Annotated in this window: 12 protein-coding genes; 5 read left to right on the top strand and 7 right to left on the bottom strand. The window is 68.2% G+C overall.

The window, feature by feature from the left end; translation table 11 throughout:
• Nucleotides 1–63: 63 nt before the first annotated feature.
• The 5 genes from VNT59_RS14735 to VNT59_RS14715 all read right to left on the bottom strand — a co-directional run bounded on the left by VNT59_RS14735 (nt 64) and on the right by VNT59_RS14715 (nt 6,197).
• Nucleotides 64–1,806: an IlvD/Edd family dehydratase gene (locus VNT59_RS14735; protein WP_325499346.1), complete on the bottom strand. Its 1,743-nt coding sequence runs from the start codon at nt 1,804–1,806 to the stop codon at nt 64–66.
• A 76-nt stretch (nt 1,807–1,882) separates the two neighbouring features.
• Nucleotides 1,883–2,755, bottom strand: coding sequence for a carbohydrate ABC transporter permease (locus VNT59_RS14730; protein WP_325499345.1), 873 nt, complete (start codon nt 2,753–2,755; stop codon nt 1,883–1,885).
• A gap of 7 nt (nt 2,756–2,762) precedes the next feature.
• Nucleotides 2,763–3,617 carry a sugar ABC transporter permease gene (locus VNT59_RS14725; RefSeq protein WP_325499386.1) on the bottom strand — a complete coding sequence of 285 codons (855 nt, stop codon included), beginning with the start codon at nt 3,615–3,617 and terminating at the stop codon, nt 2,763–2,765.
• A gap of 131 nt (nt 3,618–3,748) precedes the next feature.
• On the bottom strand, nt 3,749–5,062 hold the full coding sequence (locus VNT59_RS14720) for an ABC transporter substrate-binding protein (RefSeq protein WP_325499343.1): 1,314 nt from the start codon (nt 5,060–5,062) through the stop codon (nt 3,749–3,751).
• 58 nt (nt 5,063–5,120) lie between these two features.
• Nucleotides 5,121–6,197, bottom strand: a complete 1,077-nt coding sequence (locus VNT59_RS14715) for a sn-glycerol-3-phosphate ABC transporter ATP-binding protein UgpC (protein ID WP_325499341.1) — start codon at nt 6,195–6,197, stop codon at nt 5,121–5,123.
• A 262-nt stretch (nt 6,198–6,459) separates the two neighbouring features.
• Between VNT59_RS14715 and VNT59_RS14710 the strand changes: the two genes are divergently transcribed.
• The 5 genes from VNT59_RS14710 to VNT59_RS14690 all read left to right on the top strand — a co-directional run bounded on the left by VNT59_RS14710 (nt 6,460) and on the right by VNT59_RS14690 (nt 11,439).
• Complete coding sequence (locus tag VNT59_RS14710) at nt 6,460–7,203, top strand: FadR/GntR family transcriptional regulator (protein ID WP_325499384.1); 744 nt, start codon at nt 6,460–6,462, stop codon at nt 7,201–7,203.
• 26 nt (nt 7,204–7,229) lie between these two features.
• Entirely contained in the window at nt 7,230–7,793 is a 564-nt protein-coding gene (locus VNT59_RS14705; protein ID WP_325499340.1) for a TRAP transporter small permease, read from the top strand.
• Nucleotides 7,790–9,088: a TRAP transporter large permease subunit gene (locus VNT59_RS14700; RefSeq protein ID WP_325499338.1), complete on the top strand. Its 1,299-nt coding sequence runs from the start codon at nt 7,790–7,792 to the stop codon at nt 9,086–9,088. The genes VNT59_RS14705 and VNT59_RS14700 overlap by 4 nt, the downstream gene beginning before the upstream one ends.
• 37 nt (nt 9,089–9,125) lie before the next feature.
• Nucleotides 9,126–10,133 (top strand): TRAP transporter substrate-binding protein, encoded by a 1,008-nt coding sequence (locus VNT59_RS14695; RefSeq protein ID WP_325499337.1) that lies wholly within the window; start codon nt 9,126–9,128, stop codon nt 10,131–10,133.
• A gap of 109 nt (nt 10,134–10,242) precedes the next feature.
• Nucleotides 10,243–11,439, top strand: coding sequence for a mandelate racemase/muconate lactonizing enzyme family protein (locus tag VNT59_RS14690; RefSeq protein ID WP_325499335.1), 1,197 nt, complete (start codon nt 10,243–10,245; stop codon nt 11,437–11,439).
• A 34-nt stretch (nt 11,440–11,473) separates the two neighbouring features.
• On the opposite strand, the gene VNT59_RS14685 is transcribed toward VNT59_RS14690, so the two are convergent.
• Both VNT59_RS14685 and VNT59_RS14680 read right to left on the bottom strand, forming a co-directional pair.
• Entirely contained in the window at nt 11,474–12,157 is a 684-nt protein-coding gene (locus VNT59_RS14685) for an NAD(P)H-binding protein (protein WP_325499333.1), read from the bottom strand.
• Nucleotides 12,158–12,318: 161 nt separating this feature from the next.
• Complete coding sequence (locus VNT59_RS14680; RefSeq protein ID WP_325499331.1) at nt 12,319–14,037, bottom strand: DEAD/DEAH box helicase; 1,719 nt, start codon at nt 14,035–14,037, stop codon at nt 12,319–12,321.
• Between the last annotated feature and the right edge of the window lie 548 nt (nt 14,038–14,585).

Genomic DNA, 14,585 nt, shown 5'->3' with positions numbered 1-14,585 from the left:
GCGGTCCGCCCGGGTTCGGCCCGCCGTGGATCGCGGGCCGGGCCCGGCACGGCGGTCTCCTGGTCAGTGGTTGTCTTTCGGCACGAACGAGCCGCGCTTGCCCACCAGGAAATCGAGGTCGGCGCCCTGGTCGGCCTGGAGCACGTGGTCGACGTACAGCTTCCAGTAGCCGGACGACAGCGGGGGCTGCGGCTGCTGCCAGTCCTTGAGGCGCTGCGCCAGTTCCTCGTCGCTGATGTCGAGGTGGATGCGGCGGTTCGGCACGTCCAGCTCGATCATGTCGCCGTTGCGCACGACCGCCAGCGGACCGCCGGCGGCGGCCTCCGGCGCCGTGTGCAGCACCACGGTGCCGTAGGCGGTGCCGCTCATGCGGGCATCGCTGATGCGGACCATGTCGGTGATGCCCTTGCGCAGCACCTTGGGCGGCAGCGGCATGTTGCCGACTTCGGCCATGCCGGGATAGCCCTTGGGGCCGCAGTTCTTCAGCACCAGGACGCAGTGCTCGTCGACGTCCAGGCTCTCGTCGTCGATGCGCTTGTGGAAGTCGTCGCTGTCCTCGAACACCACGGCGCGGCCGCGGTGCACCATCAGCGCCGGCGTCGCGGCGCTGGGCTTGATCACGGCGCCGCGCGGCGCGAGGTTGCCGCGCAACACGGCGATGCCGGCCTTCTCCTTGAACGGCTGGTCCAGCGGCTGGATCACCTCGGTGCTGTAGTTCACGGCGCCTTCGATGTTCTCGCGCACGGTCTTGCCGTTGGCCGTCACCGCGTCCAGGTGCAGGTACTTGGAGATTTCCTTCATCACGACCGGCAGGCCGCCGGCGTAGCAGAAGTCCTCCATCAGGTGCTCGCCCGAGGGCTGCAGGTTCACCAGGCAGGGCAGTTCGCTGCCCAGGCGGTCGAAGTCCTCGATCGAGAGCTTGACGCCCAGCCGGCCGGCAATCGCGATCAGGTGGATCACGGCGTTGGTCGAGCCGCCGATCGCCGCCAGCGTGCGGATGGCGTTCTCGAAGGCCTCGCGGGTGAGCACCTGCGAGATCTTCAGGTCCTCGTGGACCATGTCGACGATGCGGCGGCCGGCCATGCGCGCCAGCACGTTGCGCCGGCCGTCGACGGCCGGATAGGCGGCGTTGCCGGGCAGGCCCAGGCCGAGCGCCTCGACCATGCAGGCCATCGTCGACGCGGTGCCCATGGTCATGCAGTGGCCGTGGCTGCGGTGCATGCAGCTCTCGGCCTCGAAGAAATCCTGCAGCTTCAGGGTGCCGGCGCGCACCTGCTCGCTCATGCTCCACACGCCGGTGCCCGAGCCGAGTTCTTGGCCGCGCCACTTGCCGTTGAGCATCGGGCCGCCGGAGACGCCGATGGTGGGCAGGTCGACGCTGGAAGCGCCCATCACCAGCGACGGCGTCGTCTTGTCGCAGCCCATGAGCAGCACCACGCCGTCGATCGGATTGCCGCGGATGCTTTCCTCGACGTCCATGCTGGCGAGGTTGCGATAGAGCATCGCGGTCGGGCGCAACAGCGTCTCGCCCAGCGACATCACCGGGAATTCGAGCGGGAAGCCGCCGGCCTCGTAGACGCCGATCTTGACCTGCTCGGCGAGCGTGCGGAAATGCGAGTTGCACGGCGTCAGCTCGCTGAAGGTGTTGCAGATGCCGATCACCGGGCGGCCGTCGAACTGGTCGTGCGGCACGCCCTTGCCCTTGACCCAGCTGCGGTAGGCGAAACCGTCGCGGTCCTGGCGGCCGAACCATTGCTGGCTGCGCAGGTCCTCTGGTTTTTTCCGGGGGGGCTTGGAGTTGCTCATGGGACTTCCTCAAACAGTGAACTTCACGCGGTCGAACGCGCGGCCTGGGCGAGGCGGGTCCGGCAGGTGCAGTTCTCTATTCCTTCACGGCGCCGGTCATGCCGGAAACGTAGTACTCGACGAAGAACGAATAGATGATTGCGACCGGGAGGGACCCCAGCAGGGCTCCGGCCATCAGCGCACCCCAATGATAAACGTCGCCCTCGACCAGCTCGGTCACGACCCCGACGGCGACCGTCTTGACCTCCGACGACGACACGAAGGTCAGGGCGTAGATGAACTCGTTCCACGAGAGCGTGAACGCGAAGATGCCGGCCGAGATCAGACCCGGCACCGACAGCGGCAGGATGATCTTCCACAGGATCTGCCAGCGCGTGGCGCCGTCGATCAGCGCGCATTCCTCCAGCTCGTACGGGATCGAGCGGAAGTACCCCATCAGCAGCCAGGTGGAAAACGGGATCAGGAAGGTGGGGTAGGTGAGGATCAGCGCCCAGCGGGTGTCGAACAGGCCCAGCTGGAACACGATGTGCGCCAGCGGGATGAACAGGATGGACGGCGGCACCAGGTAGGCCAGGAAGATCGACAGGCCGACCTGGCGCGAGCCCTGGAAGCGCAGCCGCTCGATCGCATAGGCGGCCAGCACCGAGGCCGCCAGCGACGCGAAGGTGGCCACCACCGACACCACCATGGTGTTCCACAGCCAGGCCGGATAGGAGGTGTGGAAGATCAGCTTGTTGAAGTGCGCGAGGGTGGGCGCCAGCACCAGGAACGGATTGCCCTCGCGCGAGATCAGCTCCTGGTCGGGCTTCACCGACGTGATCACCATCCAGTAGAACGGAAACAGCAGCACGAACACGAAGATGCCGAGCGGGATGTACACGGTGACGACGCGCCGCGGCAGCGTGTCGAGAAAGCTCATGCCCTGGGTGTCGACGTCGGATGTGCGCATGCGGGCCTCAGGTGTCGCCGCCGCCCTGCTGCCACTTGCGCCGCTGCAGGCCGAAGTAGCTGAACAGGATGGAGGCAAGCAGGAACGGGATCATGGCCACGGCGATCGCCGCGCCCTCGCCGAGCGAGCCGCCGGGAATCGCGCGCTGGAACGACAGGGTGGCCATCAGGTGCGTGGCATTGAGCGGGCCGCCGCGGGTGAGCACGTAGATCAGCTGGAAGTCGGTGAACGTGAACAGCACCGAGAACGTCATCACCACGGCGATGATCGGCGTCAGCAGGGGCAGCGTGATGTAGCGGAAGCGCTGCCAGCCGGTGGCGCCGTCGATGGCCGCCGCCTCGTACAGCGCGGGCGAGATCGTCTGCAGGCCGGCCAGCAGCGTGATCGCCACGAAGGGCACTCCGCGCCAGATGTTGGCGGCGATGGTGGACAGGCGCGCGTTCCACGGATTGCCCAGGAAGTCGATGTAGCCGGTGATCAGGCCCATGCGGGCCAGGACCCAGCTGATCACCGAGAACTGCGCGTCGTAGATCCACCAGAAGGCGATCGCCGACAGCGCCGTCGGCACGATGTAGGGCAGCAGGACCACGGTGCGGAAGAAGGTCTTGAACGGCAGCTTCTCGTTGAGCAGCAGCGCCAGCCACAGCCCCAGGCCGAACTTGAGCACGCTGGCCACCACCGTGTAGAACAGCGTGTTGAACAGGGCCAGGCGCGTGACCTGGTCGCCCCACAGGAACTGGTAGTTCTCCAGGCCGATCCATTCGCCGGCCCGCCCGATCTTGGTGTCGGTGAAGCCGAGCCAGACGCCCAGGATCAGCGGGTAGGTGAGGAAGAGCAGCAGCAGCACCCCGGCCGGCACCATGAACAGCAGGCCCAGCGAGTTGCGGCTGTTTTGCAGTCGTTGCAGGAGGGGCACCGGCGTTCCTGTGGCGGCGTGGGTGGGGGTGGCGGCGGGGCGGGCCGGCGATCGCGGCGCGGCCCGCCGGCGGCGCATCAGGCCTTGTAGTAGCGCTTGGCGCGCTGCGCGGCGCGGGCGGCGGCCTCCTTGGGCGACTTGGAGCCGCTGGCCGCCTCGGCCACCATGTCCAGGATGATGAAGTCGGCGATCGAGGCGGCCGACGCCGAGCCCATCTTCCCGGCATAGCCGCAGGGCAGCATCACCTTCATCGCATCCCGGTAGGGCGTGTGCTTGGGATCGCTGGTCCAGATCGGGTTGGCCTCGTAGGCCTTGAGCGGATGGCCGATGTAGCCGATGGCGGCCTGCATCCACGGGCCGTACTGCTCTTCCTCCATCATGAAGCGCAGGAACTCCTTGGCGGCCTTGGGGTACTTGGTGTACTTGTAGACCATCTGGTTGAAGAACAGGTTGAACTCGGTCGGCTTGCCCGAGGGCCCGATCGGGAAGTTGGCGTGCTGGATGTCCTTGGCCATTTCCTGCAGCTTCGCGTCCTTGGAGGTCTTGGCCGCGTAGTAGATCGAGATGCCGTTGGCGGTGACGCTGACCTGGTTGTCCAGGAAGGCCTTGTTGTTGTTCGGGTCGAGCCAGGAGAGCGTGCCGGGCACGAAGGTCGGGTACAGCTCCTTGGCGTATTCCAGCGCCTTGATGGTCTCCGGGCTGTCGATGACCACCTGGTTCTTCTCGTTGACCAGCTTGCCGCCATGCGACCACACCAGCCAGTGCGCCCAGGACTGGTCGCCGGTCGCATGGCCCAGCGCGAAGCCGCCGGGCGTGCCCTTGTCCTTCAGCGCCTTCATCAGTTTCAGGAAGCCGGCATGGTCCTTCGGGAAGGTGTCGAAGCCGGCCGCCTTGACCTGGCTCTCGCGGTACACGATGGCGTTGCCGGCGCAACCCAGCGGGACGCCGATCCACTTGCCGGCGGGTTTCAGGTACTGCTCGCAGACCGGATACCAGCCGCCGTACTTCTTGCCGAGGTAGTTGCAGACGTCGCTCACGTCCACCAGCTTGTCGGGGTACAGGTTGGCGTCGTCGTTGGTCGACAGGATGATGTCGGGCCCGGCGCCGGCGTTGGCCGCGACGGCCGCCTTCGGCCGCACGTCCTCCCAGCTCTCGTTGTCGACGCGCACCTCGATGCCGTACTTCTCGCTGAACTTCTTGACGTTGGCCAGGTACTGGTCCTCGTCGCCCTGCACGAAGCGCTTCCAGCGCAGCACCCGCAGCGTGGCGCCCTTTTCGGGCTGGTTGTTCCACTGTGCCTGGGCGCCGGCCGGCCACAGCATCGGCAGCGCGGCGGCGCCGGCGGCGGCCGATGTCTTCTGCAGGAAGGTGCGGCGGTTGTCTCGGGTCATGTCTGTCTCCTTTGTGGTCGGTCGAAAAAACAGAGAACCTCGACGCGCCCGGGCCGCTTCAGCCCGCCAGGCGCGCGCCGCTCGCGGCGTCGAACAGATGGGCCCGCGCGGGATCGGGCCGCAGCCGGATCACCTGTCCGGGCGTGAACGCATGGCGGTCGCGGAACACGCTCGCGACCTCGATGCCGGCGATCCGGGTGAAGACCTGCGTGTCGGCGCCCGTGGGCTCCACGACGATCACCTCGGTGGCGACCCCGTCCGCGGCGCCCGCGAGCTCGATGTGCTCCGGCCGGGTGCCGTAGACCACCGGCTGGCCGTCCCGGCCGGCCGAAGTCGCTGGCGCCGGCAGCACGGTGCCGTCGGCGAACTCCACCCGCGCGGCGTCGCCGCCGCGCCGCAGCACGCCCGGGATGAAGTTCATGGCGGGCGAGCCGATGAAGCCGGCGACGAACTGGTTGGCGGGCCGGTCGTAGACCTCCAGCGGCGAGCCGGTCTGCTCCACCACGCCGTCGCGCATCACCACGATCTTGTCGGCCATGGTCATCGCCTCGATCTGGTCGTGCGTGACGTAGACCGACGTCGTCTTCAGGCGCTGGTGCAGTTCCTTGATCTCGGTGCGCATCTGCACCCGCAGCTTGGCGTCGAGATTGGACAGCGGCTCGTCGAACAGGAACACCTGGGGGTCGCGCACGATGCAGCGGCCCATCGCCACGCGCTGGCGCTGGCCGCCCGACAGCTGGCGCGGGTAGCGATCGAGCAGGTCGTTCAGGCCCAGGATGTCGGCGGCCTGGCGCACCCGCTCCTCGGCGACCTGCCTGGGCTGGTTCGCCAGCTTCAGGCTGAAGCTCATGTTGTCGCGTACCGTCATGTGCGGGTACAGCGCGTAGTTCTGGAACACCATGGCGATGTCCCGCTCCTTGGGCAGCATGTTGTTCACCACGCGCCCGCCGATCAGGATCTCGCCGCGGCTGATCTCCTCCAGGCCGGCGATCATGCGCAGCAAGGTGGACTTGCCGCAGCCCGAGGGCCCGACCAGCACGGTGAACTGGCCGTCCTCCATGTCGATGTCCACGCCCCGGATGATCTGGGTGCCGCCGAAATACTTTTCGACTTTCTTGATCTGGACAGCGGCCATGGTCTCCCGGCGTGTTGGTGATCGAAGCGAGCCGGAACCGTACCTGAAAAGCCTGGGGCCGGTACCCGCGTTTTCCATGAGCGCGGGGCGCGGCTGGCCCGCCTGTTCGGCGGCGGAGACACGCCGCCGCCGCCGGGCCGGACCGCCCGGGGGGCCGACGGCCGGCGGCCAGAGTCGGCCTGCGGCCGGGGCCCTCCGTCAAGGGTTTACCCGTATCATTCAAAGGTCATATCGTCATACGATTGACGCGGTGATCGCCCCCATGAAGAACGTCCACGGCAACACGGTCGACCATCTCGGCGAGGCGATCGTGGCCGGCCGCTACGCCGCCGGTTGCGCCATCCCGCCCGAGCCGCGGCTGTGCGAGGAACTGGGGGTCAGCCGCACCGTGATCCGGGAATCGGTGAAGTCGCTGGTGGCCAAGGGGCTCGTTTCCACCGGTCCCAAGGTCGGCACCCGCGTCCTGTCCGAAGACCAGTGGAACTGGTTCGACCCCGACGTGATCCTCTGGAAGTCGAAGTCGGGGCTCACCCGCGAGTTCCTGCGCGACCTGCAGGACCTGCGCCGCGTGCTCGAGCCCGCGGCCGTGCGCATGGCCGCCGAGCGCGCGACGCCCGAGGACCTGGCGGAGATCGAGGCCGCGTACGGCTCGATGCGGCAGGCCGCGGTGGACGGCGTGGGCGATTACGTCGCCTGCGACCTGCGCTTCCACCAGGGGCTGCTGCGCGCCTCGCACAACCGCATGATCGTGCAGATGAACAAGGTGCTGGGCGCGCTGCTGCGCACCAGCTTCGAGATTTCCACCAGCCGCAAGGACGGCCCGCGCTCGTCGCTGCCCTTGCACCGCGCGGTGCTGGACGCGGTGGCCGCGCGCAATCCGGCGAAGGCCGAGAAGGCGACGCTGGTGCTGATCGAAGGTGCCGACCGCGACATCGAGGAGGTGCTCGCCGCCCGTCGCCGGCACCCGCTTCCCAACCCGGCCCTCGCGCGAGCGAAGGCCGCCTGACCGCCTTATTCCCCGCCATTCCCCGAATGCAAAAAATAAACGATCTGTTCTTCAGGCTGCTCGGGCTGCTCGTGGTCGCGTGCATGGTCGCGATGGTGATCATGGTGTTCGGCAACGTCGTCCTGCGCTACGCCTTCAATTCCGGGATCATGGTCTCGGAGGAGATGTCGCGCTACTGCTTCATCTGGCTCACCTACATCGGCGCCATGATCGCGATGCGCGACCGCGGCCACCTCGGCGTCGACACGCTGGTCAAGCACCTGCCGCTGCTGGGCAAGAAGGCGTGCCTGCTGGTCAGCGAATCGCTGATGCTGCTGTGCAACGTGCTGTTCGTCATCGGCACCTGGAAGATGCACGAGCTGCAGGTGACCAACGTCTCCCCGGTGGTCGGCATCTCGATGATCTGGGTCTACGGGATCGGCTACGTCGTCGGCGTGGTGATGGGGCTGTTCAACCTCAGCGTGCTGTACCGGCTGCTGACCGGCCGCCTGTCCGAGGAAGAACTGGTGCAGGTGGTCGAGTCAGAGGACCTGCCGCAGGGCGACCTCTCGGATACCGAAGGCCTGCTCAAGGACGGAGCCCGCTCATGACCGTCAGCGTCTTCATCTTCAGCCTGCTCGGCTCCATGGCGATCGGGATGCCGATCGCGTACGCGCTGCTCGTCTGCGGCCTCGCGCTGATGGCGTACATGGCCGGCACCGGCGGCCTGCCGGCCTTCGACAGCCAGATCCTGGCGCAGCGCTTCGTCGACGGCGCCGACAATTTCCCGCTGCTGGCGGTGCCGTTCTTCCTGCTGGCCGGCGAATTCATGAACGCCGGCGGCCTGTCGCGGCGCATCGTGAACCTGGCCATGGCCTGGGTCGGTCACCTGCGCGGCGGCCTCGGCTACGTGGCGGTGATGGCCGCCATCATCATGGCTTCGCTCTCGGGCTCCGCCGTCGCCGACACGGCCGCCCTGGCGGCGCTGCTGATTCCGATGATGAAGCGCGCAGGCTACGAGGTGAACCGCTCGGCCGGCCTGATCGCGGCCGGCGGCATCATCGCCCCGGTCATTCCGCCGTCGATCGGCTTCATCGTGTTCGGCGTGGCCGGCAACGTGTCGATCACCAAGCTGTTCCTCGCCGGCATCGTGCCGGGCGTGCTGATGGGCCTGGCGATCGGCGTCACCTGGTGGTGGATCGCCAAGCGCGACAAGATCGAGGCCTCGCCGCGCATGCCGGTCGCCCAGCGCCTGAAGGTCACGGCCGAGGGCAGCCTGGCGCTGGCGCTGCCGGTGGTGATCCTGGGCGGCATGAAGATGGGCGTGTTCACGCCGACCGAAGCGGCGGTGGTGGCGGCCGTGTACAGCTTCGTGGTGGGCATGTTCGTCTATCGCGAGCTGAAGGTGAGCGAGCTCTATGGGCTGGTGCTGGCCGCCGGCAAGACCACGGCCGTCGTCATGTTCCTGGTCTCGGCGGCGATGGTCAGCGCGTGGCTGATCACCGTGGCCAACATCCCGGCCGAGGTGGTGGCGCTGCTCGAACCCTTCATGGGCAACAAGATCCTGCTGATGTTCGTGATGATGGTGATCGTCGTCATCGTCGGCACGGCCCTGGACTTCACGCCCACGGTGCTGATCCTCACGCCGGTGCTGATGCCGGTGGTGCTCAAGGCCGGCATCGACCCGGTCTACTTCGGCGTGCTGTTCATCATGAACAACGCGATCGGCCTGATCACGCCGCCGGTGGGCACCGTGCTGAACGTCGTGTGCGGCGTGGCGCGGATCAGCCTGGACGATTCGTTCAAGGGCGTGATGCCATTCTTCCTGGCCGAGCTGGCCGTGCTGTTCCTGCTCGTGCTGTTCCCCGACCTCGTGCTCGTGCCGCTCAAGTGGCTGATGCACTGACCGCTTCCTTTTCACCGTCGTAACCCAAGGAGAATCCATGTTCAAGCGACGCACCCTCGTGGCCTTTGCCGCCACCGCCCTGCTGGCCGCGGCGCCGGCGTTTGCGCAGTACGCCCAGCGCACGATCAAGTTCACCAACGGCGTGGCCGAGGACCATCCGGTGTCCGCCGGCGTCAAGAAGATGCAGGAAGTGCTGGACGCCAAGACCGGCGGCAAGATCAAGATCGCCGCCTTCTGGAGCGGCTCGGCCGGCGGCGACCTGCAGGCCACCCAGGCCCTGCGCGCCGGCACCCAGGAGATGGTCTGCACGTCGTCGTCGCCGCTGGTGGGCATCATCAAGGAACTGGGCGTGTTCGACCTGCCGTTCCTGTTCGCCAACGAGAAGGAAGCCGACGCGGTGCTCGACGGCCCGGCCGGCCAGTATTTCAACAAGAAGCTGGAAGAAGTCGGCCTGGTTAACCTGGCCTACTGGGAAAACGGCTTCCGCAACCTCACCAACAGCAAGCGCCCGATCGCGAAGGTCGAGGACTTCGACGGCGTGAAGCTGCGCGTCATGCAGAACAACATCTTCCTGGACACCTTCAAGACGCTGGGCACCAACGCCGTGCCGATGGCGTTCCCCGAGGTGTTCACCGCGCTGGAGACCAAGACCATCGACGGCCAGGAAAATCCCTTCGTGACGATCGAGACCTCGAAGTTCAACGAAGTGCAGAAGTACCTGTCGGTCACCCGCCACGCGTACACGCCGTTCCTGGTGCTGTACAGCAAGAAGCTGTGGGACCAGCTGAACCCGCAGGAACAGGCGGTGCTGCGTGAAGCGGCCGTCGCCGGCCGCGATGCCGAGCGGGTCGCCAACCGCCAGCTCAACGAGAAGTCGCTCCAGAGCCTGAAGGCCAAGGGCATGGTGGTCAACGACGTGACGCCGGCCGAGCAGGCCCGCATGTTCGCCAAGGTGCAGCCGGTGTACGCCAAGAACGTCCCGACGATCGGCACCGAAGCGGTGAACGTGGTGCTGGATGCGCTGAAGAAGGCGCGCGGGAAATAACGTCCGAGGATAAGCCGGATGGCCGTCGCCACCGGACCGACGGTCCGGCGGCGAGGGGCCACCGGCGACTTGAAATGATTTGGGCCCGCTCGCGCGGGCCTTTTCACTGATGAAGATCACACAATTCGAGACCATCCGCCTCGGCGAGTTCCCCAACATCCTGTGGGTGCGCCTGCACACCGACGAGGGCCTCGTCGGCCTGGGCGAAACCTTCATGGGCGCGCAGGCCGTGGAGGCCTACCTGCACGAGTGGGCGGCGCCGCGCCTGATCGGCCAGGACCCGCTGGCGATCGAGGCGCGCAACCGCGACCTCACCGGCTACCTGGGCTGGCGCGGGTCGGGGGTCGAGACCCGCGGCAACTCGGCGGTCGACATCGCCCTGTGGGACCTGTTCGGCAAGGCGGCGAACATGCCGGTGCACACCGCGCTGGGCGGGCGCAGCCGCGACGCCATCCGCATCTACAACACCTGCGCCGGCTACCAGTACATCCGCAGCAACGCCAACCAGACGTCCTCGAACTGGGGGCTGGGGAACAACGCCGGGCCCTACGAGGACCTGCAGGGCTTTCTGCACCACGCCGACGAACTGGCGCAGTCGCTGCTGTCCGAAGGCGTGACGGCGATGAAGATCTGGCCGTTCGACCCGGCCGCCGAGGCCAGCCACGGCCAGTACATCAGCAACGAGCAGCTGGACGCCGCGCTCGAGCCGTTCCGCAAGATCCGCCAGGCCGTGGGCGAGCGCATGGACATCATGGTCGAGTTCCACAGCCTGTGGCGCCTGCCGATGGCGCAGAAGATCGCCCGCGCGCTCAAGCAGTTCAACACCTTCTGGCACGAGGACGCGATCCGCATGGACTCGCTCGACCTGCTGAAGCAGTACGCGGCCGACTGCGAGGCGCTGATCTGCGCCAGCGAGACGCTCAGCTACAAGTGGGGCTTCAAGGACTACCTGCAGACCGGCGTCGCCGGCGTGGTGATGCTGGACCTGAGCTGGTGCGGCGGCCTCACCGAGGCGCGCAAGATCGCCGGCATGGCCGACGCCTGGCAGCTGCCGGTGGCGCCGCACGACTGCACCGGGCCGGTCGTCTGGGCGGCCTCGACCCACCTGTCGCTGCATGCCCCCAACGCGCTGATCCAGGAGAGCGTGCGCGCCTTCTACACCGGCTGGTACCGCGAACTCGTGACCGAACTGCCGGTGGTGAAGGACGGGATGATCAGCCTGAACGACAAGCCGGGCCTCGGGCTGGAGCTGCTGCCGGACCTGCATCTGAGGCCGGATGCGATGGTGCGGGTGTCCGGGCCCTGACGCTTCGGGCGGGCCCGACCCGGAACGCGGCGCCTCAGCGCCGCTGCATCTGTCCCGACCGCAGCACGCCCGCTCCGGCCGTGCTGCGCATCGCCTCCAGCAGCGCACTGGCCACATCGGCGGCGGCGACCGGCCGGTAGTCGCGCGGAAGGAGCGGTCCCAGCCAGCGCGAGACCTTCAGGCCGATCTCCTCGCCGGCGCGGGCCGGCTGGCCCAGCGCCTCGCGGTCGCCCACCAGCAGGGAAGGGCGGGCGATCACCAGGGTGTCGAATCCGAGCCGCGCGATCGCGTCTTCCATCTCGCCCTTGACGCGGTTGTAGAAGACGCGCGACCGGGCACTGGCGCCCATCGCGCTGACGACCCCCAGCCGGCTGGCGCCGGCGGCCCGGGCCGCCTCGGCGACCGCCAGCACCGCATCGAAGTCGACGGCGCGAAAGGCGTGCCGGCTGCCGGCCACCTTGATCGTCGTGCCCAGTGCGATGCAGGCCTCGTCGGCGCGCGGCAGGGCCGGCAGCGCGGCGAAGTCGACGACGTGCTGGGTGAGCTTGCCGTGCTGCAGCCGCAACTCGCGCCGGCCGAGCGTGTGGACGGCGGCGACGCCGTCATCGGCCAGCAGTTGCCGCAGGAGCTCGCGGCCGACCAGGCCGGAGGCACCGGCGAGCAGCACGACGCGGCCGCTCGCGGCGGATGGGGGTGCGGCCGAAGCGCAGGCGGGCATGGGTGGCCTTTCACGCCACAACGGCGTCGCGGCGATTGTGACCGCCCCCGGTAAGCCGTTGGGCAGGCCACGGCAGGCGGATGCCGTCGGGGGCTCGACGTGGCGCCGCGCGCGCATCGCGCGGCGGCTGCTCGATCTTTCGCCGGGCCGCGGGGCCGGGCTCAGCGGCCGTAGCCGCGCGCCGGATTGCCCGGGCCGCGCGCGCCGTAGCCGCCGCCGCGGTTGGAGCGGCCGCCGCCGTTGCCGCGGCGCCCGCGGCCACCCATGGTGTCGACGCTGGTGCGCAGCGGATCGGGTTGGCCGTCGCTCGACAGCCTGGGCGTGGCGTCGCGCTGCACGAACGGACTGGCGCTCTGGTGCGCGCCGGCGCGCGGCTGGTCCTCCAGGTCGCGGCGCGGCTGATTGCCGTTGTGGCGCGCGCCCTGGTTATTGCCGTTGCGCGTCTGGATCGGCGCCGGGCCGCGCGCGGGTTTCTGGCCGTTGCCGGCTCGCTGCCCCTGCGGCTGCGACTGCCCGTTGCGCGCGCCATTGCCCGACCCGTTGCCCGGGCCGTTGCCCGGGCCGCGGCCATTGCGTCCACGTTCCGCATCGGCGGCCTTGTTGTCGCGGATGCGCTGCATCATTTCCTGGCGGGCGGCCTTGGCCGCCGCCTGCATCACCTCGCGGCTCGGCGGCTTGCCGGCGCCGCCCCAGATGGTCTGGCGGCCCATCGCGATCGGCTCGGCCCGCTCGCCCGGCTCGGCCCCGAAGCCCTCCACCACCTGCACCGGGATCTGCTGCTTGGTGAAGCGCTCGATCTCCTGCATGAAGCCTTCTTCGTCCAGGCACACCAGGCTCACGGCGGCGCCGTCGTTGCCGGCCCGGCCGGTGCGGCCGATGCGGTGCACGTAGTCTTCCGGCACGTTGGGGATTTCGTAGTTCACCACGTGCGGCAGGTCGTCGATGTCGATGCCGCGGGCGGCGATGTCGGTCGCCACCAGGGCGCGCAGCTCGCCGCTCTTGAAGCCGGCCAGCGCCTGGGTGCGGGCCGACTGGCTCTTGTTGCCGTGCAGCGCCAAGGCGCTGATGCCGTTCTTGGTGAGGTACTCGGCGACGTTGTTGGCGCCGAACTTGGTGCGGGTGAACACCAGCACCTGGCTCCAGTCGTGTTCCTGGATGATGTGCGCGAGCAGCTGCTTTTTCTTGCCGCGGCCGACCGGGTGCACGACCTGGGTGATGCGCTGCACCGTGGTGTTGCGCGGCGTGACCTGGATGGTCTGCGGGTCGCGCAGCAGGCCGTTGGCCAGCTGGCGGATCTCGTCGCTGAAGGTGGCCGAGAACAGCAGGCTCTGCTTTTCCTTGGGCACCAGCGCCAGGATCTTCTTGACGTCGGGCAGGAAGCCCATGTCCAGCATGCGGTCGGCTTCGTCCAGCACCAGGATCTCGACGGTGGACAGGTCCAGGTGGCCCTGCTGCTGCAGGTCCAGCAGGCGGCCGGGGGTGGCCACCAGGATGTCGACGCCCTTCTTGATGCGGTCGATCTGCGGGTTCATGCCCACGCCGCCAAAGATCACCGTGGAGGTGAGCGGCAGGTATTTGCCGTAGGTACGGATCGACTCTTCCACCTGGGCGGCGAGTTCACGCGTCGGCGTCAGCACCAGGGCGGCGATGCCGTCCTTGCCGAATTTGTTGGTCTTGCCCTGGCCCTTGCTGAGCTTGTGCAGCATCGGCAGCGTGAAGGCCGCCGTCTTGCCGGTGCCGGTCTGGGCGCCGCCCAGGAGGTCGTGGCCCTCGAGCACGGCCGGGATGGCCTGCGCCTGGATCGGCGTGGGGGATTCGTAGCCTTGCTCGCGCACGGCCTTGAGAATGGCCGGAGCCAGTTTCAGTTCGTCAAAAGTCATTGAAGAGGCGCCATCCGTGGCGCTGGGCATCGGCCTGTACGGTGCGGGTGCACCGAGCCAGTCAAAGGCAGATGAGGGTTCAGGGTTGGGAGCCCGGGCGCTGGCGCGGAAGCCGGCGTGGGTCCCCAGCGGAACGCTGAGATTGCGGGCAACTGGAGTCCGCAACAGCGGCCATTGTCGCACGGGCCGGGAAACCGTGCCGGCAGGTCCACGGTCGAGCGTCGGCGCGCCACCAATCGGTTACGTACCGAACATTCATTTACCTCGGCGGGCGCGCGCTGTCGTATTTGCCCAGCGCCGGTGCCGCCCGGGACCGCGAAACACTGGCGCGGCCGGAATGTCGCGACACATAATCGCATCGCCCCAAGCTCAGCCATGGCCAAGCTCCTGAAGTTCCGCATCGGCGTGTCCGATGATCCCACCGCCCGCGAGCCGTCGCTCAACGACTGCCTGGACGCCGTGCTGCAGCAGGCCGACCTGCTGATCGCCGACGTCCTGCACGGGCTCGCGGCTGCTTCGCTGCCCACCGCCGCCCGCCGCGTCGCCCC

Origin of the sequence: Ramlibacter sp., from assembly GCF_035554825.1 — a bacterium.
Taxonomy (GTDB): domain Bacteria; phylum Pseudomonadota; class Gammaproteobacteria; order Burkholderiales; family Burkholderiaceae_C; genus Ramlibacter.
Note: the sequence above shows the minus strand (reverse complement) of the source record. Positions and strands in the feature narration are given on the sequence as shown.

Bases quoted from the DNA above. Each gene is read 5' to 3' on its own strand.
- VNT59_RS14735 (WP_325499346.1), bottom strand. From the start codon at position 1,806: ATGAGCAACTCCAAGCCCCCCCGGAAAAAACCAGAGGACCTGCGCAGC.
- VNT59_RS14730 (WP_325499345.1), bottom strand. From the start codon at position 2,755: ATGCGCACATCCGACGTCGACACCCAGGGCATGAGCTTTCTCGACACG.
- VNT59_RS14725 (WP_325499386.1), bottom strand. From the start codon at position 3,617: ATGGTGCCGGCCGGGGTGCTGCTGCTGCTCTTCCTCACCTACCCGCTG.
- VNT59_RS14720 (WP_325499343.1), bottom strand. From the start codon at position 5,062: ATGACCCGAGACAACCGCCGCACCTTCCTGCAGAAGACATCGGCCGCC.
- VNT59_RS14715 (WP_325499341.1), bottom strand. From the start codon at position 6,197: ATGGCCGCTGTCCAGATCAAGAAAGTCGAAAAGTATTTCGGCGGCACC.
- VNT59_RS14710 (WP_325499384.1), top strand. From the start codon at position 6,460: ATGAAGAACGTCCACGGCAACACGGTCGACCATCTCGGCGAGGCGATC.
- VNT59_RS14705 (WP_325499340.1), top strand. From the start codon at position 7,230: ATGCAAAAAATAAACGATCTGTTCTTCAGGCTGCTCGGGCTGCTCGTG.
- VNT59_RS14700 (WP_325499338.1), top strand. From the start codon at position 7,790: ATGACCGTCAGCGTCTTCATCTTCAGCCTGCTCGGCTCCATGGCGATC.
- VNT59_RS14695 (WP_325499337.1), top strand. From the start codon at position 9,126: ATGTTCAAGCGACGCACCCTCGTGGCCTTTGCCGCCACCGCCCTGCTG.
- VNT59_RS14690 (WP_325499335.1), top strand. From the start codon at position 10,243: ATGAAGATCACACAATTCGAGACCATCCGCCTCGGCGAGTTCCCCAAC.
- VNT59_RS14685 (WP_325499333.1), bottom strand. From the start codon at position 12,157: ATGCCCGCCTGCGCTTCGGCCGCACCCCCATCCGCCGCGAGCGGCCGC.
- VNT59_RS14680 (WP_325499331.1), bottom strand. From the start codon at position 14,037: ATGACTTTTGACGAACTGAAACTGGCTCCGGCCATTCTCAAGGCCGTG.